Below are 17,693 nucleotides of genomic sequence, written 5' to 3'. Positions count from 1 at the left end.
ACCTCACACCCGGGAGACCCGGCGCGTCTGCACACTGTGACGGTGAAGCAACCCTTCGAGCGCGTGGTCGTCGTGCACGGCCCGACGGTCCTGCGCGTCTGCCGCGCGGTGGTCGGGCCGGTCGACGCGGACGACGCCTGGTCGGAGACGTTCCTGGCCGCCCTGCGCGCCTACCCGGACCTGCCGGCCGACGCCAACGTCGAGGCCTGGCTCGTCACCATCGCGCACCGCAAGGCGATCGACGTCGTGCGTCGCGCCGCCCGGCACGCGGTGCCCGTGGCCGACGTGCCGGACCGGGTGCTGCCTCCGCAGGGCCGGGACCTGGACCTGTGGGCGGCGATCGCCGCGCTGCCCACCAAGCAGCGGCAGGTCGTCGCCTACCACCACCTCGGCGGGCTGCCCTACGACGACGTCGCCGCGCTCGTCGGTGGCACCGCCGCCGCTGCCCGCCGCGCCGGCTCCGACGGCGTCGCCACCCTGCGGCGGACCTACCCGACGATCGACCAGGAGCAGTCATGACCTACCTCCCGGACGTGGCCGACACCGATCTCCGGCGTCTGCGCGCCACCCTCGTCGCACGGGCAGCCGCCGACGGCCTGCTCGACGTCGCCTACCGGACGGTGGACAGCCCGGTCGGGCCGCTCCTGCTGGCACGCACGCCTGCCGGGCTGGTCCGCGTGGCCTTCGGGGTCCAGGACCACGAGGCCGTCCTGACCACGCTCGCCCAGCAGGTCAGCCCGCGGGTCCTCGAGGCACCCGGACAGCTCGACGACGCCGCACGCGAGCTCGACGAGTACTTCGCCGGCCGGCGGACCGCCTTCGACCTGCCGCTCGACCTGCAGCTGCTGCGCGGGTTCCGCCGTGACGTCGTCCTGCACCTGCCCGACATCGCGTACGGGCGCACCGCCAGCTACGCGCAGATGGCCGGCCTGGCGGGGAGCCCTCGGGCGGTGCGGGCGGTCGGCACCGCGTGCGCCCTCAACCCGCTGCCCGTGGTGCTGCCGTGCCACCGCGTGGTCCGCTCGGACGGCACGCCCGGCCAGTACGCCGGCGGAGCCGCGGCCAAGCTCACGCTCCTGGACCTCGAGACGCGCGTCGGAGCGGCGGCGTAACGTCGGGAGGCATGTGCCGGAACATCACCACGCTCCGAGGGCTCGAGCCGCCCGCCACCTCGGAGGAGATCGAGGCCGCCGCGCGGCAGTACGTCCGGAAGGTGACGGGGGTGCAGTCGCTCAGCGACGCCACCCGCGAGCCGTTCGAGGACGCCGTACGGCAGGTCGCCGAGATCACCGCACGGCTGCTGGACGACCTGCCCGCGCGTCGGCAGCCGCCGACCACGGTCCCGCCCCTGCGGCGGGCCGACGTGCAGGCCAGGATCGCGGCCCGGGAGGCGCACGAGCGGGCGCACGAGCTCGGCCTGCCGCACGAGCACGAGGACGACGAGGCGCACGAGCACGAGCACGCGTCGGTCTAGAGCGGCCAGCGCACCAGCCGAGGGATCCCCGCCGGGGCGACCGCGGCGAGCGCGAGGAACCGGGCCTCGGCGCGGTGCAGCCGGATGTGCTCGTCGAGGGACCACGTCGGCCCGTTGGTCAGGTCCATGCCGCACGCGCACGCGATCGAGACGCGACCGTCGCCGGTCGTCGTGACCTGACCGACCGTCGTGTGCTCGGTGGCTGCGCGGACCTTCGCGTGGCGCATCTCCGCGCTGACGGCTTCGACAGGGTCGCTCATGGTCCCATCGTGCCGCACGGTGGGAGCAGCGATCAGCGCTCGGACCCGACCTGCTCGTCGTCCACCAGCTGCTCCAGCTCGAACGACTCGTCCCACTCGCCGCCGCCGAGGCTCGGCATCATGGCGCGCAGCTGCGGCTGCCAGCCGTCGACGCGGTCGGGGAAGCACCGCTCCAGCAGGTCGAGCATCGTCGCCACGGCCGTCGAGGCGCCGGGAGAGGCACCCAGGAGCCCGGCGATCGAGCCGTCCGCCGCCGTCACCAGCTCGGTGCCGAACTCGAGGATGCCGCCCTTGGCCTCGTCCTTCTTGATGACCTGGACGCGCTGACCGGCCGTGACGAGCTCCCAGTCGCGCGGGTGCGCGGTGGGCATGAACGCGCGCAGGGTGCGCAGGCGGTCCGTGTCCGTCGCGGTGACCTCGCCGACGAGGTACTTCACCAGGTCCAGGTTCCGCACGCCGACGGCGAGCATCGGGATGAGGTTGCCCGGCCGGATCGAGCGGATCAGGTCGGTCCACGAGCCGTGCTTGAGGAACTTCATGCTCCATCCGGCGTACGGCCCGAACAGCAGCGCGGTCCCGCCGTCCACGACGCGGGTGTCCAGGTGCGGCACCGACATCGGGGGAGCGCCGATGTCGGCCTTGCCGTAGACCTTGGCCTGGTGCTGCGCGACGATCTGCGGGTTCGTCGTCTTGAGGAACTGGCCGCTGATCGGGAACCCGCCGTAGCCCCTGGCCTCGGGGATGCCGGAGCTCTGCAGCAGCGGGAGGGCGCCACCGCCGGCCCCGACGAAGACGAAGCGCGCGCGGACCCTGCGGCTGCGCAGGTGCCCGTTCCAGCGACGGTCGGCCACCCGCAGCGACCAGGTGCCGTCCTTCTTCTGCCGGAGCCCCGTGATCTCGCTCTCGAGGTGCAGCCGTGCGCCGCGGTCCACCGCGTCGCCGATCATCGCGCGCGTCAGGCGGCCGAAGTCGACGTCCGTGCCGGCGGCCGAGCGCGTGGCAGCGATGACCTCGTCGGGGTCGCGGTCGTCCACGAGCAGCGGTGCCCACTGCGCGATCTGGGCCGGGTCCGTGCTGAACTCCAGGTCGGAGAACAGCGGGTGCTTGCGCAGCGTCTCGAAGCGACGGCGCAAGTACTCGGCGTTCTCGGCACCGCGCACGAAGGTCATGTGCGGGGTGGTGGACAGGAAGCCCTCGCCGCCGGGGAGGCGGTCGTGGGTGTCCAGGTGGTGCCACAGCTCGCGCGACAGCTCGAACTGCTCGTTGATGGTCACGGCCTTGGTGATGTCGATCGAGCCGTCGGGCCGCTGCGGCGTGTAGTTGAGCTCGCAGAGGGCCGCGTGGCCGGTGCCCGCGTTGTTCCAGGCGTTCGAGCTCTCCTGCGCCAGCTCGGCGCGGCGCTCGTGGATCTCGACGGTCCACGTGGGCTCGAGGGTGGTGATCAGAGCGGCGAGGGTGGCGCTCATGATCCCGCCCCCGACGAGGACGACGTCGACAGTCTCTTCGCGTTCTGGCACGAGATCGATCGTATGTTGACGTCGAGATACCTCCAGTCCTGGGATGTGTGACGTTGCGCACGCTGCTGCGTCACACCGGGGAGGAAAGAAGGCCCGACCTGCCGCGGGGTCGGTGCGGCAGGCCGGGCCGGTGCGGGGCGGGCGGCCGTGTCCGTGTCACACGCCGCCCGCACCGCGGCTCACCCGGCGGTGCAGGTGGTGCCGTTCAGCGTGAACGCGGTCGGCCTCGTGTTGGTCCCCGTGTGGGTCCCGTTGAAGCCCAGCTCGACGCTGCCGCCGGCGGCGATCGTCCCGTTCCAGGGGGCGTTGGTCACCGTGACCGCTGCTCCCGTCTGCGTGACGGCACCCGACCAGAGGTTGGTGACCTTCTGCCCGGCCGGGAACGTGAAGCCGAGCGACCAGCCGGTGATCGCTGACGTGCTGCCGTTGGTGATCCGCACCGTCGCCGTGAAGCCGGTGTTCCAGTCGGACGTCGTGTACCGCACCGAGCACACGCCGGGCTGCGCCGTCGGCGTCGGCGTCGGTGTCGCTGTCGGTGTCGGTGTGGGAGTCGGGGTCGGGGTGGTGGGCGTGGGGGTGGGTGTGGTCGGCGTCGGTGTCGGCGACGTCGTCGGGTCGGTGCCGGTGAGGTTGCCGACGATCACCCCGCGACCGTTGGTGCCGACGTAGACCCGTCCGTAGACGTCCGGGTCGCCGATGACGACGGACCCGGTCCAGCCCCACTGGTGCTTGTCGTCGTTCAGGCGCACCCAGGTCGCGCCCGCGTCGACGGACCGGAAGATCCCACGGACCCCGTTGATCTTCGACGACGTGTAGATCGCCGGGTACGACGCTCCCGGTGCCGCCTTGCCGAAACCGATCGCGTCCCCCTCGTCCACCGCGGTGACCTTGGTGAAGGACTTCCCCGAGTCGGTCGAGTGCCACATGCCGTAGGTCGCGTTCGTGGTCCCGCCCGTGAGCCAGATGTCGCCCTCCCGGCCCGGCACCGCGGCGAACCGCACGTTCCCGGTCGTGGGCAGGCCCGTGGCCGACGAGGCCGTGAACGTGGCGCCGCCGTCGGTCGAGGTGGAGAAGGTGCCGCCGGAGAACGCGTAGAACTTCAGCGGGTTGACGCGGTCGGCCTCGACGCGTGCGCCGGTCGGCGCGCCGGTGGACCTCGCCCAGCTCGAGCCGAGCGTCGAGGACGTGTGCACGCCGGCGCCGTCCGGGCTCCACACGATCCGGCTCCCGTCGGCGCTCAGGGCGACGGTGCCACCGCCGGTCACGCCGCCCGGCTCCTGCCCGGCCCACCACGAGCTGCCGCTCGAGGTCGAGACGCTGATGTGGGAGCTGCCGGCGTCTCCCGAGCCGACGCGGACCATGGTGGCCGGCGTCTTCTCGGCGAAGTCGGTGCCGTTGACCGAGCCCATGAAGGGAGCGGTGGCCGAGTACGCCGACGGTGCCTTCGTGATGTCGGTGTGCACGAAGCCGCCGATGTCACCGAGGCCGGAGACCAGCTGGACGGCGCCCGGGGGAGCGGCCAGGTCGAGCACGGCCGTCTCCTCGAGGCCCTGCGCCCGGACGCCGATCGCCACCTTGCCGCCCGTGTCCCAGGCGGTGAGGTTGGAGCCGCCGTAGATGGTGGCGCCCGTGCCGTAGAGGAACGAGCCGGAGTCGAACGGGTCGATCTCGAAGGACTCCGTCATCCAGCCGAGCTTCGGGCTGGGCTCGGGCGGGGCCGGCTGCTTGCCGAACGTCAGCCAGCCCGACCCGGAGATGTCGAGCGTGTACCGCAGCGTGCGGTCCGGGTAGCCGTTCCAGTCCCAGATCCGGGACCACGTGGCACCGCGGTCGGTGGACCGGAACACCTGGATGTCGGGGAACCACGAAATCTGCGTGACCGCCATGATCGTGTCCGGGTCCTGACGGTCGATCGTCAGGCCCGAGTACCCGAAGTAGCTGTCCGTGCTGGACGACGGCACCGGGCTGATCTGCGTCCAGGCGCCGGTCGCCGCGTCGAGCCGCCACAGGTCGCCGTGCCCGCCGTCGTACGGTCCGCCCGTGTCGCTGGTCGCGATGTAGAGCTGCTTGCCGACCGCGTCGAACACGCCCTTGTGCGCGATGTACCCGGTGGGCTGGCCGGCGATCCGCGACCACGTCGCGCCCGCGTCGGTCGACCGGTAGACGGTGTTCTCCTTGTCGGCCACCCCGACGTAGATCGTCCTGGTGGGGGACCCCTTCGTGCCGCTCGTCGGGTCGAAGGTCACCCACACCACGCCCTGGTTCGTGGTGAGGTACCCGTTGGGGTCGGTCGGGTCCTGCGCGTAGTTGCCTACGTTGGTGAAGCTGGAGACCTTGCCCCAGGTGACGCCGGAGTCGGTGCTCCGCCACAGGCCGTTGCCGCCCTCGGTGCCGAAGTACAGGACGCGGTTGTCGTTGGGGTCCACCTGGAGGCGCTCGCCCATGCCGCGGCCGGGCATGTTGCCGCCCACCTTGAACGGCAGGTCGGTCCTCGACCACGTGGCTCCGCGGTCCGATGACCGCAGGATCGCGCCGTTGTTCGGGTCCCAGCTGTTCGTGTACATGCCGACGGCGGCGAACACCTTGTCCGGGTTCACCGGGTCGGTCGCGAGCGACAGGACGCCGTTGTGGCCCCAGTCGTCCCAGCCGACGTGGTCGAGCAGGGGGATCCAGCGCTGGGTCGCCTTGTCGAGCCGGTACGCGCCACCGATGTCGGTGCGGGCGTACACGAGCCCCTTCTCCGACTGGTTGTAGACGATGCCGGGGACGAACCCGCCGCCGACGATCTCGACGTTGCCCCACGAGTAGGGAGAGTCGGCGGCGTGGGCTGGCTCCTGGCCGGAGAGGGCGACGAACGCGCTGGCCACCAGGGCGCCGGCGGCGGCGAGCGCCGCGAGCCGGGCTGGTGCGCGGGGGACGAGCGAGGGGGCGGACATCCGCGGCACTCCTTCGTGAAGGCGGGCGGAGGGCTCCCGGCGACGGTGCCGGGAGCCCTGCGGACCGGCGCTGAGCGACGGCCGCCGCGACCGTATCGAAGCGCTTCGAGAACGCAGCAGGGCGCGAATCGTTTAGTCCGTCACGGGCGCAGGGCGGGACGCCGCCGACCACGGCGTGGTCCGCGCGTGCACCGGGGCGCGCGGAGCGGTAGAACCGGACCATGAGCCGCGACCGCGACCTGACGTCCGACCCGTCCGCCGAGCACCTCGCCGACCCTGAGCTCCGGCAGGCCGAGCTCGACGCCGCCGACGCGCGGTCCGGGGGCAACCCCGAGAACGCGCCCCGCTCGCTGCACGCCGTCGAGCTCGCGGCCGACGACGAGGCCATCGCCAGCAGCGACGACTGGGACGACCCCGAGCGCCTCTAGGAGAGGTCCAGCCCCTCCGCGCGGACGTCGCGCAGCAGCTCCTGGCCGTCGGCCCCCTGCAGGACGGGGATGCCGTCCGGCCTGCGCGCCGCCTGCTCCTCGGCCCGGACGGAGTCGACGGTCGGCATGGGCACGCCGTGCGCGAGCACGTGCTCACCGAAGGTCAGCTGCCGAATGAGGATCGCGCGGACGTGGTCACCGAACCGCTGTGCGGCACCGGCGTAGATCTGCGGGTCGCGCTGGCCGTCGTCGCCGACCAGGACCCACTCGATGTCGGGCAGCTCGTGGAAGAGCCGCTTGAGCTGCGTGACCTTGTGGGTCGGCCCGCTGCGGAACCAGCCGCTGTTCGTGGGCCCCCAGTCGGTGAGCAGCAGCGGTCCGGCGGGGTACCGGTGCCGGCGCAGGAAGCGCGCGAGGGTGGGCGCGGCGTTCCAGGCTCCCGTCGACAGGTAGACCACCGGCACGTCCTGCCCGCCCGCCCGCAGCTCCGCGTACAGCCGCGCCATCCCGGGCACCGCCTCGCGCGCGCTCTCGTGCCGCATGAAGACGTTCCAGGCGGCGACGAAGGGTCGGGGCAGACGGGTCACCATGACCGTGTCGTCGATGTCGCTCACGATCCCGTACCGCACGTCCGGGCCGATCACGTGCACCGGGGCGGTCGCCGTGAACCCGTCGCTCGTCGTGAGCCGGACGTCGTGCCAGCCGGGTGTCAGGTCGGACTCGAGGATCGCGTCGACGTACCCGCCTCGGTCGGTGACGACGTGGTGCGTCCGGTCCCCGACCCGCACCTCGAGCTCGGCGCCCGACACCTGGGCCGTCGCGAAGCTGCGCCAGCCGCGCAGCGCGGCGGCGGACCGTGCGCCCGCCTGCGCGCTGCTGCCCGCGCCGGGCAGCTCGTCGTCCCGCACCTGCGGCGCCGCCAGGAGCGTCCGGGCGAGCACGCGCACCCACCCGGTCGAGCCGTAGCCGGCGTACGGCTCGATCCGCACGGTCCAGCCGCGGCGGCGCAGCTGGTGCGCGACCGCTCGGTCGAACCCGTTCTCCAGGCGCGCGGCGAGGTGCGTGCGCGGGACGGACGACGCGGGGTTGGCCGAGGCGGTCGAGGGTCCGCCGGGGCGGGCGGTACGAAGCACCGGCCCGCCGTCGGACGAGCCGACGACGGGCCGGGCGCTGGGGGGAGACGTCACGCGTCGTCCTTGACGGACGCCTTCCGCGCGGCGGCCTTCTCGCTCTGCGCGTTGCCCGTCGTCAGGGTGCCGCCCGCGGACTCCAGGTGGGCGCGGACGAACCAGTGGAACAGCTCGAGCTCGTGCAGGTGCCCGACGAGCAGGTCGTTGGTCACGTCGTCGATCTCCTCGACGTCCTTCGCGGCCTTGCGGTGGTCCTCGATCACGCCGATGTACACGACGTCGAGGGCGCCCAGGTGGGCGATGGCGCCGTCACGGCCGATCGAGTAGTCCTCCCACGTGCGGTTCGCCACCAGCGCGCCGGGCGTGCCGACGGGCGCCACACCGAGGGTCGCGATGCGCTCGGCGATCGCGTCGACCATGAGGCGCACCGCGTCCACCTGCGGGTCGAGCATCTCGTGGACCGCGATGAAGTGCGGGCCGACGACGTTCCAGTGGATGTGCTTGAGCGTCAGCGCCAGGTCGTTCAGGGCGTCCAGCCGCTGCTGCAGCACTGCGGCGACGTCAGCACCCTGCTGGAGGGTGAGGGACGGGACGGTGTACTTCGGCAGCGCCATCGATTGCTCCTTCTCGGTTCGTGCGGGTCGATCCCGACTCGCACCCACGCTGCCCCACCTGCGCCGATGTCGCCATCGGAACAGGTCAGGCGAACGGGTCGCCGCGGTCGGCGAGCCTGTCCGCCACCTCGTCGGGAGTCAGCTGCTGCAGTCCCGGTCCCACCTCGTCCCACCAGCGCGGCGCGGCGACGTGGGGGACATCACGACCCCGCAGCGAGTAGGGCGTGATGGTCGTCTTGGCGGGGTGGTTCTGCGACCAGTCGATCAGCACCTTCCCCCCGCGCAGGTCCTTCTTCATGATCGCGACCACCTGGTCGGGGTGCGCGGCGGCGATCTCGTAGGCGATGTCCCGCGCGTACTGGCGGATCTCCATCACCGTCTGGTTCCCGGGCAGCGGCGCGTACAGCTGCATGCCCTTGCTGCCGGACGTGACCGGCACCGTCGTGCCCAGGCCGTCCTGGCGCAGCCGGTCCGCCACGAGGTGCGCCACCGCGGCGCACTCGGCCAGCCCGGCGGGTGCACCCGGGTCAAGGTCCACGACGAGCCGGTCGGGCTTGTGGATCTTCCCGCGCGGTCCGACCCGCCACTGCGGGGTGTGCAGCTCGAGCGCACCCTGGTTGGCCGCCCACACCAGGCCCGCGAGGTCGTCCAGGAACGGCAGCTCCAGCTGGGCACCCTCGTCGTCGGCCCCGGGCGCTGCGCGCAGCGTCTGCCGCCGGACCCAGTCGGGCGCTCCTCGCGGCGTGTTCTTCTCGAAGAACTTCTCGCCGCCCACGCCGTCGGGCCACCGGATGCGGGTGACCGGGCGGTCGCGCAGCTGGGGGAGCAGCGCGGGGGCCACCCGGACGAGGTAGTTCATGACCTCGGCCTTGGTCAGCCCCGTCTCCGGGTACATGACCTTCTCCAGGTGGCTCACCCGGACCTGGCGACCCTCGACGTCGACCATCTGGCGTTCTGGCGTCACTGCTGCTCCCACGGGTCGGCGTCGGTGTCGGTGCGGACGGCTCGCACGACCGGCTGGCGCAGCCGACCGGTCGGGTTGCGCGCGAGGTAGAGGACATCGAGGACGACGGTCGGCTCGCACCACCGCGTGCCCCGGGCGTCGACGGCCGGCACCTCGTCGTCGAACGGGGAGTTGTCGCGCGGCACGAGGAGCTTCTGCAGCTCGGCGGCACGTCGGCCCGTCAGGCCGCTGCCCGCACGGCCGAGGAAGCGCAGGTCCCCGGCGGCGTCCCGGGCGCCGAAGAGCACGGCACCCATGCGGCCCGACCCGTTCGTCTCCTCGCGCCAGCCCCCGACGAGCGCGGTGCGCGTGCGGCGGTGCGGTGCCTTGACCCAGTCGGGTGAACGTCGTCCGGGCACGTACGGCGACGAGCGGCGCTTGGCGACGACGCCCTCGAGCCCGAGCTGCTTGGTGACCTCCCACAGCTCCTGCCCGTCCGGGTAGACGGGGGAGAGCTCGACCCGGTCGGGGAGCGCGAGCCGGGCCAGCGTGTCGCGGCGCTCGTCGTAGGTGCTCCGGGTGAGGTCGATGCCGTCCAGCCGGAGGACGTCGAACACGAGGAACGTGACCGGTCGCTGGGCGGCGAGGGCCTCCGCACGGCGTGGATCCCGCACGTGCATGCGCTCCGCTAGGGCGGTGAAGGACGGGATCCCGTCCGCCATCAGCACGATCTCGCCGTCGAGAAGCGCGCCCGGCAGCGCCGCCAGACCCTGCAGCTCCGGGTACGCCGCCGTGATCTCGCGCTCGTTGCGGCTCCACAGACGCAGTCGGTCCGACGTGGTGTCCGCGAGCGCGCGGACCCCGTCCCACTTCACCTCGTACGCCCACGCGGGCCCGCGCGGAAGCTCCGCCGGACCGGCCGCAGGGGTGGCGAGCATGGGCTCCACGGGTCCATCCTGCCCATAGCGAGCCGCGCCGGGCGCGGCTTCGTCCCAACCCGCCCAGCAGCCATCACTGGAGGACACGGCCATGCGAGCGATCTGGAAGGGCGCGGTCGCCTTCGGGCTGGTCAACGTCCCGGTGCGGCTGTACTCGGCGACGGGGGAGCACGAGGTCACGCTGCACCAGGTCCACAAGGAGGACGGCGGGCGCATCCGCTACCGCAAGTTCTGCAGCATCGACGGCGAGCCGGTCGAGATGTCGGACATCGCGAAGGGCTACGAGACGGACGACGGCGAGCTCGTCGTCCTCACGGACGAGGACTTCAAGTCGCTCCCGCTGTCCACCGAGCGCGAGATCGAGGTGCTCGAGTTCGTGCCGGTGGACCAGGTGGACCCGATCCTCCTGCAGAAGACGTACTACCTGGAGCCGGAGAAGACCGCCGCCAAGCCGTACGCGCTCCTGCGCGGGGCGCTCGAGCAGGCGGACCGGGTGGCCGTGGTGAAGGTCGCGCTGCGGCAGCGCGAGTCGATGGCGATCCTGCGGGTGCGCGACAACGTCATCGTCATGCAGACGCTCCTGTGGCCCGACGAGGTGCGGGCGGCCGACTTCCCGGTCCTCGAGGAGGACGTCTCGGTGCGTCCCCAGGAGCTCGCGATGGCGGCGTCGCTGGTGGAGTCGCTCGCCGCCGACTTCGACCCGTCGCAGTACGAGGACCGCTACGCGGGTGCGCTCGAGCAGCTGATCGAGGCCAAGGTCTCGTCGGGCAGCACCCGGGCCGTCCCCGTGCCGGCCGGCGAGGAGGGTGCGGGCGACGGCGGGGGCGACGTCGTCGACCTGCTGGCGGCCCTGCAGCGCAGCGTCGAGAAGGCCCGCGGCTCTCGCGGTGAGGAGCCGGCGGCCGAGGCCGACGAGAAGCCGAAGGCCAAGGCGAAGCCGAAGAAGGCGAAGGCCGACGCCGACGAGGACGAGCCGACGCCGCGCAAGACGCGCCGCAAGGCGTCGTGAGCGGGCTGTCAGCGGACCGGCAGTCGCAGGCCGTCGCGGCCCTGCGCCGCATCGCGTTCCTGCTGGAGCGCGCCCAGGCGAGCCGCTACCGGGCCGAGGCGTTCCGCGGGGCGGCGCGCAGCATCGAGCGCCAGGACGCCGACCGGCTGGCTGCGTTGGCGGCGTCGGGGTCGCTCACCGACCTCCCGGCGGTCGGGGCGCGCACGGCGGACGTGATCGCGCACGCGATGCGCGGCAAGCCGGTGGAGTACCTGGACACGCTCGAGCGGGAGTACGCGACGGCGGGGCAGGACGTGGACGCCCGCGCGGCCGCTCTCCGCGATCGGCTGCGCGGCGACCTCCACGCGCACACCGAGGCGTCCGACGGCGCCACGCCGATCCAGGAGATGGTCCTCGCGGCCCTCGAGCTCGGGCACGAGTACCTGGCGATCACCGACCACTCGCCCCGGCTGACGGTGGCCAACGGGCTCTCCGCCGCCCGGCTGCGCGCCCAGCTGGAGCAGGTCCGGGCGCTCAACGGCGTGGTGGGCCCGTTCCGCGTTCTCACCGGCATCGAGTGCGACATCCTCGACGACGGCGGTCTGGACCAGGACCCGGACCTGCTCGACGAGCTCGACGTCGTGGTCGCGTCGGTCCACTCCAAGCTCCGGATGGAGTCCGGGCCCATGACCCGCCGGATGATCGCGGCGGTGAGCAACCCCCGCACCGACGTCCTGGGGCACTGCACGGGACGCCAGGTCAAGGGCAAGAGCCGTCCGCAGAGCGAGTTCGACGCGCGCGCGGTGTTCGACGCGTGCGCCGAGCACGGTGTCGCCGTGGAGATCAACTGCCGCCCGGACCGCCTCGACCCGCCGCACGACCTCCTGGCCATCGCGATCGAGACGGGCTGCGACTTCTCGATCGACACGGACGCGCACGCGCCCGGCCAGCTGGACTGGCTGGGGGCAGGGTGCGAGCGTGCCGCGCAGCACGACCTGGACCCCGTGCGGGTGATCACGACCTGGCCGGTGGAGGACCTCCTGGCGCGTACCCACCGGTGACGCGACACGCCCTATGCAGGAATTCCTGCGGTTCCCGGGTTAGTGTCAGCCGATCGCCCCCGTTGCTCGCGGCTACTGCCGCGCGCGCAGGGAACGGCCCGGTAGAGGGTCTGCATGTCCGAGTGAACACAGAGGAGCACATCCAGTGAGCGTGAACCGCACCGAGCTCGTCCAGGCCGTCGCGGCCAAGACCGGCCTGACCAACACCGACGCGGACAAGGCCCTCAAGGCCTTCCAGGAGGTTCTCGTCGAGAACCTCGCCGCCGGCGAGGCCGTCACGATCCCCGGTTTCCTGGCCGTGGCCCGCGCCGAGCGTGGTGCTCGCACCGGCATCAACCCCCAGACGGGCGAGAAGCTGGAGATCCCCGCGGGCTACCGCGTGAAGCTCACCGCCGGCAGCGCCCTCAAGCGCGCCGTCCAGGGCTGACCTCAGCACCTCGAGCGAGCCCCCGATCCTCACGGGTCGGGGGCTCGCTCGCGCTATAGTGGGAACCACTCTCAGGAAGGAGAGCGGCACCATGGTCGTGATCCCACGTCAGACCCGGCAGCGGGCGGAGATCCTGGATCTGCTGGAGGACGTCGACGAGTTCCGCAGTGCCCAGCAGCTGCACGAGATGCTCCGGGCCCGCGGGTCGAGCGTCGGGCTGGCCACCGTGTACCGGGCCGTGCAGAGCCTGTCCGAGCACGGCGACGTCGACGTGCTGCGCACCGAGGACGGGGAGTCGGTCTACCGCCGCTGCGAGCAGCGCAGCCACCACCACCACCTGGTCTGCCGCAGCTGCGGGCGCACGGTCGAGATCGAGGCCGGTCAGGCCGAGGCCTGGGCTGCGCAGGTCGGTGCCGCGCACGGGTTCGACGACGTCGACCACACGATCGAGCTGGTCGGCACCTGCTCCACGTGCCGGGCGGCCGCTGCGTCCTGACGGCCGCGAGTCAGTCCGGCGCGCGCCTGGCCAGCAGCTTGGGCACCACCCACCAGGACGCGACGAGGAGCACGATCGAGGAGATCCCGACGGTGATGCCGGCCTCACGCGTCAGCACGACGTCGAAGATCAGCATCGCGCTGCCCGCCATCACGAGCGCGAGGACCACCAGACCCGCTCGCGCGAACCGGTTCCCGGCGGTCACGAGCTCGGGCTTGAGCCGGCGGCGGAAGAGCACCCGGTGCAGGCTCACCGGCGCGACGAACAGCGCTGTCGCCAGCACCGCGAGGACGACGAGCACCAGGTAGAGATCCTTCTGGTAGGCGTCGAGGTCCTCGAACCGCTGCTGGAACGGGATGGTGAGCAGGAATCCCGTGAGGATCTGCGTGCCCGTCTGCGTGACGCGCAGCTCCTGGAGCAGCTCGTTCCAGTTGCGGTCCGCTCGCTCGTTGTGGGTCTCGTCCCGGCCGTCGTCGCCCGGCTGCGCCTCGTGCTCGTGCACGTCGTCCTCCTCAGGTCTGCACGGATCATGCCGCACTCGCCCGTCGTGCGCAGGTGAACGGCAGACGTCGGAGAGACTGTTCCCGTGACCCGACTGCACGATGCCGACCGCCGCGACTTCGCCTCCGACAACTACGCGGGGGTGCACCCCGAGGTGCTCGCCGCGATCGCCGAGGCCAACGGCGGCCACCAGACCGCGTACGGCGAGGACGTCTACACCTCCCGCCTGCACGAGGTGGTCGCCCAGCACTTCGGCGAGGGGGCCACGGTCTTCCCCGTCTTCAACGGGACCGGCGCCAACGTGCTGTCCCTGCAGTCCGTCCTGCCGCGGTGGGGCGCCGTGGTGTGCGCGGACACGGCGCACATCCACACCGACGAGAACGGCGCCCCGGAGCGGATGGGCGGCATCAAGCTGCTCACCGTCCCGACGCCCGACGGCAAGCTGACCCCGGAGCTCGTCGCGACGCAGGCATGGGGCTTCGGCGACGAGCACCGCGCCCAGCCGGGGGTCGTGTCGATCACCCAGTCGACCGAGCTGGGCACGCTGTACACCCCCGACGAGGTGCGCGCCCTGGCCGACCAGGCGCACGAGCACGGGCTCCGCCTGCACGTCGACGGTGCCCGGATCTCGAACGCGGCCGCCAGCCTCGGCGTGCCGCTGCGCGCGTTCACCACCGACGCGGGCGTCGACCTGCTGTCGCTCGGCGGCACCAAGAACGGCCTGCTGTACGGCGAGGCGGTCGTGGTCCTCGACCCCACGGCGGACGGGGGCCTGACCTACCTGCGCAAGATGGACATGCAGCTCGCCTCGAAGATGCGCTTCGTGTCCGCCCAGCTGGTCGCCCTGTACGAGGGGGACCTGTGGTTGCGGTCCGCCCAGCACGCCAACGCGATGGCGGCGCGCCTGCGTGCCGGGATCGCGGACCTGCCGGGCGTGCAGGTGACCCGCCCGACCCAGGCGAACGGCGTCTTCGTGATCTTCCCGCCGGGGGTCGCCGACATCCTGCGCCGGCGGTGGCGCTTCTACGACTGGATCGTCGAGACCGGCGAGGTCCGGCTGATGTGCTCGTTCGACACCACGGAGACCGACGTCGAGGAGCTCGTGGCCGCGGTCGCCGACGCGGTGGGCTGACGCGCGGGGGTCCGGTGACGGACCCCCGCGCGTCGACCGGTCACCGCACCGTGCAGGTGGCGCCGTTCACCGTGAACGCGGTCGGTGCCGTGTTCGTGCCGGAGTGGGTGCCGTTGAAGCCGATCTCGGTGCTCGCGCCCGGCGCCAGCGTCGAGTTCCACGCGACCCCGGTCGCGGTGACCGCCGAGCCGGTCTGCGCCCACGTGGCACTCCAGCCCTGCGTGACCTTCTGGCCGTTCGCGTAGGTGAACGCGAGCGACCACCCGGCCAGCGGGCTGGTCCCGGTGTTCGTGATCCGGATCGCGCCGGTGAACCCGGTGCTCCAGCTGTTCGCCGTGTACGTGACCGAGCACGAGCCGGTGGCCACGTCCGGGGCGGTGTACGCCGTCAGTGCCGACGACGCGGCCGACCGGTTGCCGGCTGCGTCCTTCGCGACGACGGTGAACACGTACGACGTCCCCGCGGCCAGACCCGTGGCCGTGTAGCTGGGGGTGGCGCTGCTGCCGACCAGGGTGCCGGCGCGGTACACGTCGTAGCCGGCCACACCCGAGCCGCCCGTGTTGTCGGTCGACGCGGTCCACCGCAGCGGGATCGACGTCGTCGTCGCGGTCCCCGCCTCGAGCCCTGTCGGGACGCTCGGCGCGACGGTGTCCGACCCGGAGCCGGCCGCGGTCCGTGCGGTGACGGCGGCGGAGGTCGCGGACACGTTCCCGGCGACGTCCTTCGCGCGCACCGAGAACTGGTACGCCGTGTCGGCCGCCAGCCCCGTGACCGTCAGGCTCGTCGACGTCGTGCTGCCGACCAGCGCCGTGCCCAGGTACACCTGGTAGCCGGAGACGCCGGAGCCCCCGGCGTTGTCGGTCGAGGCCGACCACGTCAGCGGGATGCTCGTCGCCGTCGCGGTGCCGGCGGCCAGGTTCGCCGGCACGGACGGCGCGGTGGTGTCACCGGGCTGCCCGCCGACGTCCGACACGGACTTGCCGGTGGTGCTCCCGACCCCACCGAGCGGCACCTGGTGGTCGAGGCCGACGAACTTGCCACCGTCCTGCCACAGCGACGGCTTGAGCAGCGCGTACTTCGCCTCGTCCCACGTGGCCCAGTCGTAGCCGAGCAGACCGCCGGTGTCACCGGAGTTCGGGTTGAGCACCCAGAACGTGTGGCTCAGCCGACGGTCGACGATGAGGTCGCGGATGGCGACCATCCACTTCTCGTTGCGGCCGCCGTCCATGAAGCCGCCCCACTCGCCGATGAGCAGCGGTGCGGTGTTCTCCTTGTGCAGGTACAGCCAGTTCGGGTCCCACACGTCGCGCTCGAGGGTCGAGCGGTCCCACGTGCCCTGGAACCACTTCTGCTCGAAGACGAGCGGTCCGTAGTCGTGGGGGGAGTAGACGAGCTGGTCCTGGTTGGCCCCGAGGTTGATCGGGAAGTCCCGCACACCGCGCAGGTTCCCGCCCCACCACGTGCCGTGGTAGTCCGTCAGGCCCGTCGACGTCCACGGCACACCCTCCTTCGGGTACACCTCGACGCCCTCGACGAAGATCAGCCAGTTCGGGTTGATGGCCAGGATCTTGCGGCCGGCCGTCTCCGCGAAGTGCTTGAAGTTGTCCTTGTCGGTCGAGCCGTCCCACTTGGCCCGCTCGGCGGACCCCTGCGTGCCGTGCGGCTCGTTCTTGAGGTCCGCGCCGATCATCGTGTCGTTGTTCTTGTAGCGCTCGGCCACCCACTCCCAGCCCGCGTACACGTCCTCGGTCGTGATGGCGCCCTTCCACCAGACCGGGTACACGTGGCCCGCGTTGTCCGCCTCGGCGCTGTGCACGTCGAGGAAGACCTTGATGCCGTACTTCTCGCAGAGCGTCAGCCAGTAGTCGAAGATCTGCAGGCTGTTCTTGCCCTCGAGCTCGGGGTTGGCGTACGTGTTGACGTTCGGCTTGAGGAACGTCCCCGCCTTCCACTCGAGCAGCAGCTGCGTCGAGATCGGCACGCGCACGGTGTTGATGCCGCGGTCGGCCATGCTCTTGGTGATCGTGGTGATGTTCGCGGACCAGAGCCCGTGGAAGACGCGCTCGCTCGCGTTGAACCCGAACCAGTTGGTCCCGGTGAGCAGCACCTCCTTGCCGGACTCGTCGACGATCTTGTTGCCGGAGACGTGCAGCCAGTCGTCGCCCGGGGCGGCGTAGGCGGGAACGGCTCCGAGCACGAGTGGTGCGGCCAGCGCGGCCGTGGCGGCGACGCTCGTGGCTATCGCGCGCAGGCGGTGGGTGGAAGACACGGTTCTCCTCAGGTTCTGACGGCTGGGTGTCCCGGCATGACGAGCGGGGGCCCTCCGTGGAGGACCCCCGCTCGTCGTGCCACTGGGTCAGGCGTTGGTGCAGGCTGCACCGTTGACCGTGAAGGCCGTGGGTGCGTTGTTGGTGCCGGAGTGCGAGCCGTTGAAGCCGATGTCCACGGACTGGCCGGCAGCGAGCGTGCCGTTCCAGGCCGCGTTCTTCGCCGTCACGGTCGTCCCCGACTGCGACCAGTCGGCGCTCCAGCCCTGGGTGACCTTCTGGCCGTTGGCGAACGAGAAGCCGAGGCTCCAGGCCGACAGGGCGGTGGTCCCGGTGTTGGTGACCTTCACCGAGGCCGTGAAGCCCGAGTTCCAGCTGTTCGCCGTGTACTTGACCGAGCACGCACCCGTGGAGGTACCGGGCTGCGTGGTGGCCGTGGCAGCCGCCGACGCTGCCGACACGTTGCCGGCGGCGTCCTTGGCACGGACCGTGAACGAGTACGCGGTGGCGGCGGTCAGGCCGGTCACGGTGTAGCTCGTCGTGGTGGAGGTGCCCACCAGGGTGGTGCCGCGGTAGACGTC

Annotated in this window: 19 protein-coding genes; 9 read left to right on the top strand and 10 right to left on the bottom strand. The window is 72.0% G+C overall.

Annotated elements, in window-relative coordinates:
- The first annotated feature begins 42 nt into the window (after positions 1 to 42).
- Genes CXY01_RS19635 through CXY01_RS19625 form a run of 3 tightly spaced genes read left to right on the top strand, consistent with a single transcriptional unit; the run spans position 43 to position 1,474 of the window.
- Positions 43 to 519, top strand: a complete 477-nt coding sequence (locus CXY01_RS19635) for an RNA polymerase sigma factor (RefSeq protein WP_222594599.1) — start codon at positions 43 to 45, stop codon at positions 517 to 519.
- Positions 516 to 1,112, top strand: coding sequence for a methylated-DNA--[protein]-cysteine S-methyltransferase (locus tag CXY01_RS19630; protein WP_146931207.1), 597 nt, complete (start codon positions 516 to 518; stop codon positions 1,110 to 1,112). The genes CXY01_RS19635 and CXY01_RS19630 overlap by 4 nt, the downstream gene beginning before the upstream one ends.
- 11 nt (positions 1,113 to 1,123) lie before the next feature.
- Complete coding sequence (locus CXY01_RS19625; RefSeq protein ID WP_146931203.1) at positions 1,124 to 1,474, top strand: DUF2277 domain-containing protein; 351 nt, start codon at positions 1,124 to 1,126, stop codon at positions 1,472 to 1,474.
- Here CXY01_RS19625 and CXY01_RS19620 read toward each other — a convergent pair.
- The 3 genes from CXY01_RS19620 to CXY01_RS19610 all read right to left on the bottom strand — a co-directional run bounded on the left by CXY01_RS19620 (position 1,471) and on the right by CXY01_RS19610 (position 6,187).
- Positions 1,471 to 1,734 carry a hypothetical protein gene (locus CXY01_RS19620; RefSeq protein WP_146931200.1) on the bottom strand — a complete coding sequence of 88 codons (264 nt, stop codon included), beginning with the start codon at positions 1,732 to 1,734 and terminating at the stop codon, positions 1,471 to 1,473. The two genes, CXY01_RS19625 and CXY01_RS19620, sit on opposite strands and share 4 nt — an antisense overlap.
- Before the next feature lie 32 nt (positions 1,735 to 1,766).
- Positions 1,767 to 3,251, bottom strand: coding sequence for a malate dehydrogenase (quinone) (mqo, locus tag CXY01_RS19615; protein WP_186813477.1), 1,485 nt, complete (start codon positions 3,249 to 3,251; stop codon positions 1,767 to 1,769).
- 179 nt (positions 3,252 to 3,430) lie between these two features.
- Positions 3,431 to 6,187 (bottom strand): cellulose binding domain-containing protein, encoded by a 2,757-nt coding sequence (locus CXY01_RS19610; protein WP_146931194.1) that lies wholly within the window; start codon positions 6,185 to 6,187, stop codon positions 3,431 to 3,433.
- A 221-nt stretch (positions 6,188 to 6,408) separates the two neighbouring features.
- On the opposite strand from CXY01_RS19610, the gene CXY01_RS19605 reads away from it, so the two are divergent.
- Positions 6,409 to 6,615 (top strand): hypothetical protein, encoded by a 207-nt coding sequence (locus CXY01_RS19605; protein WP_146931191.1) that lies wholly within the window; start codon positions 6,409 to 6,411, stop codon positions 6,613 to 6,615.
- Here CXY01_RS19605 and CXY01_RS19600 read toward each other — a convergent pair.
- The 4 genes from CXY01_RS19600 to ligD (CXY01_RS19585) form a co-directional block, all read right to left on the bottom strand.
- On the bottom strand, positions 6,612 to 7,802 hold the full coding sequence (locus tag CXY01_RS19600; RefSeq protein ID WP_246125504.1) for an App1 family protein phosphatidate phosphatase: 1,191 nt from the start codon (positions 7,800 to 7,802) through the stop codon (positions 6,612 to 6,614). The genes CXY01_RS19605 and CXY01_RS19600 overlap by 4 nt on opposite strands.
- Complete coding sequence (locus CXY01_RS19595; RefSeq protein ID WP_146931188.1) at positions 7,799 to 8,359, bottom strand: Dps family protein; 561 nt, start codon at positions 8,357 to 8,359, stop codon at positions 7,799 to 7,801. Before CXY01_RS19595 ends, CXY01_RS19600 begins: the two co-directional genes overlap by 4 nt.
- Before the next feature lie 85 nt (positions 8,360 to 8,444).
- Complete coding sequence (gene ligD / locus CXY01_RS19590) at positions 8,445 to 9,305, bottom strand: non-homologous end-joining DNA ligase (protein WP_246125503.1); 861 nt, start codon at positions 9,303 to 9,305, stop codon at positions 8,445 to 8,447.
- A gap of 14 nt (positions 9,306 to 9,319) precedes the next feature.
- On the bottom strand, positions 9,320 to 10,240 hold the full coding sequence (gene ligD / locus CXY01_RS19585; RefSeq protein WP_307724417.1) for a non-homologous end-joining DNA ligase: 921 nt from the start codon (positions 10,238 to 10,240) through the stop codon (positions 9,320 to 9,322).
- 91 nt (positions 10,241 to 10,331) lie between these two features.
- On the opposite strand from ligD (CXY01_RS19585), the gene ku reads away from it, so the two are divergent.
- The 4 genes from ku (at position 10,332) to CXY01_RS19565 (ending at position 13,212) form a co-directional block, all read left to right on the top strand.
- Positions 10,332 to 11,249, top strand: coding sequence for a non-homologous end joining protein Ku (ku, locus tag CXY01_RS19580; RefSeq protein ID WP_146931179.1), 918 nt, complete (start codon positions 10,332 to 10,334; stop codon positions 11,247 to 11,249).
- Positions 11,246 to 12,289, top strand: coding sequence for a PHP domain-containing protein (locus CXY01_RS19575; RefSeq protein ID WP_146931175.1), 1,044 nt, complete (start codon positions 11,246 to 11,248; stop codon positions 12,287 to 12,289). The genes ku and CXY01_RS19575 overlap by 4 nt, the downstream gene beginning before the upstream one ends.
- Positions 12,290 to 12,434: 145 nt before the next feature.
- Complete coding sequence (locus tag CXY01_RS19570; RefSeq protein WP_055914607.1) at positions 12,435 to 12,716, top strand: HU family DNA-binding protein; 282 nt, start codon at positions 12,435 to 12,437, stop codon at positions 12,714 to 12,716.
- 91 nt (positions 12,717 to 12,807) lie between these two features.
- Positions 12,808 to 13,212: a Fur family transcriptional regulator gene (locus CXY01_RS19565; RefSeq protein WP_146931172.1), complete on the top strand. Its 405-nt coding sequence runs from the start codon at positions 12,808 to 12,810 to the stop codon at positions 13,210 to 13,212.
- Positions 13,213 to 13,222: 10 nt separating this feature from the next.
- On the opposite strand, the gene CXY01_RS19560 is transcribed toward CXY01_RS19565, so the two are convergent.
- Positions 13,223 to 13,714, bottom strand: coding sequence for a DUF6328 family protein (locus CXY01_RS19560; RefSeq protein WP_146931169.1), 492 nt, complete (start codon positions 13,712 to 13,714; stop codon positions 13,223 to 13,225).
- Between the two features lie 84 nt (positions 13,715 to 13,798).
- Here CXY01_RS19560 and CXY01_RS19555 point away from each other — a divergent pair, with 84 nt between their 5' ends.
- A complete protein-coding gene (locus CXY01_RS19555) occupies positions 13,799 to 14,845 on the top strand; it encodes a threonine aldolase family protein (protein WP_146931166.1) in 1,047 nt (348 codons plus the stop codon).
- 40 nt (positions 14,846 to 14,885) lie between these two features.
- Here CXY01_RS19555 and CXY01_RS19550 read toward each other — a convergent pair whose 3' ends face one another.
- Both CXY01_RS19550 and CXY01_RS19545 read right to left on the bottom strand, forming a co-directional pair.
- Positions 14,886 to 17,114: a cellulase family glycosylhydrolase gene (locus CXY01_RS19550; protein WP_146931162.1), complete on the bottom strand. Its 2,229-nt coding sequence runs from the start codon at positions 17,112 to 17,114 to the stop codon at positions 14,886 to 14,888.
- Between the two features lie 87 nt (positions 17,115 to 17,201).
- On the bottom strand, positions 17,202 to 17,693 hold a 492-nt coding region (locus tag CXY01_RS19545), incomplete at its 5' end, for a cellulose-binding domain-containing protein (protein WP_186813476.1).

This window comes from Cellulomonas xylanilytica (assembly GCF_007989805.1).
Lineage (GTDB): Bacteria > Actinomycetota > Actinomycetes > Actinomycetales > Cellulomonadaceae > Cellulomonas > Cellulomonas xylanilytica.
This window is presented reverse-complemented; position numbering and strand designations above follow the sequence as displayed.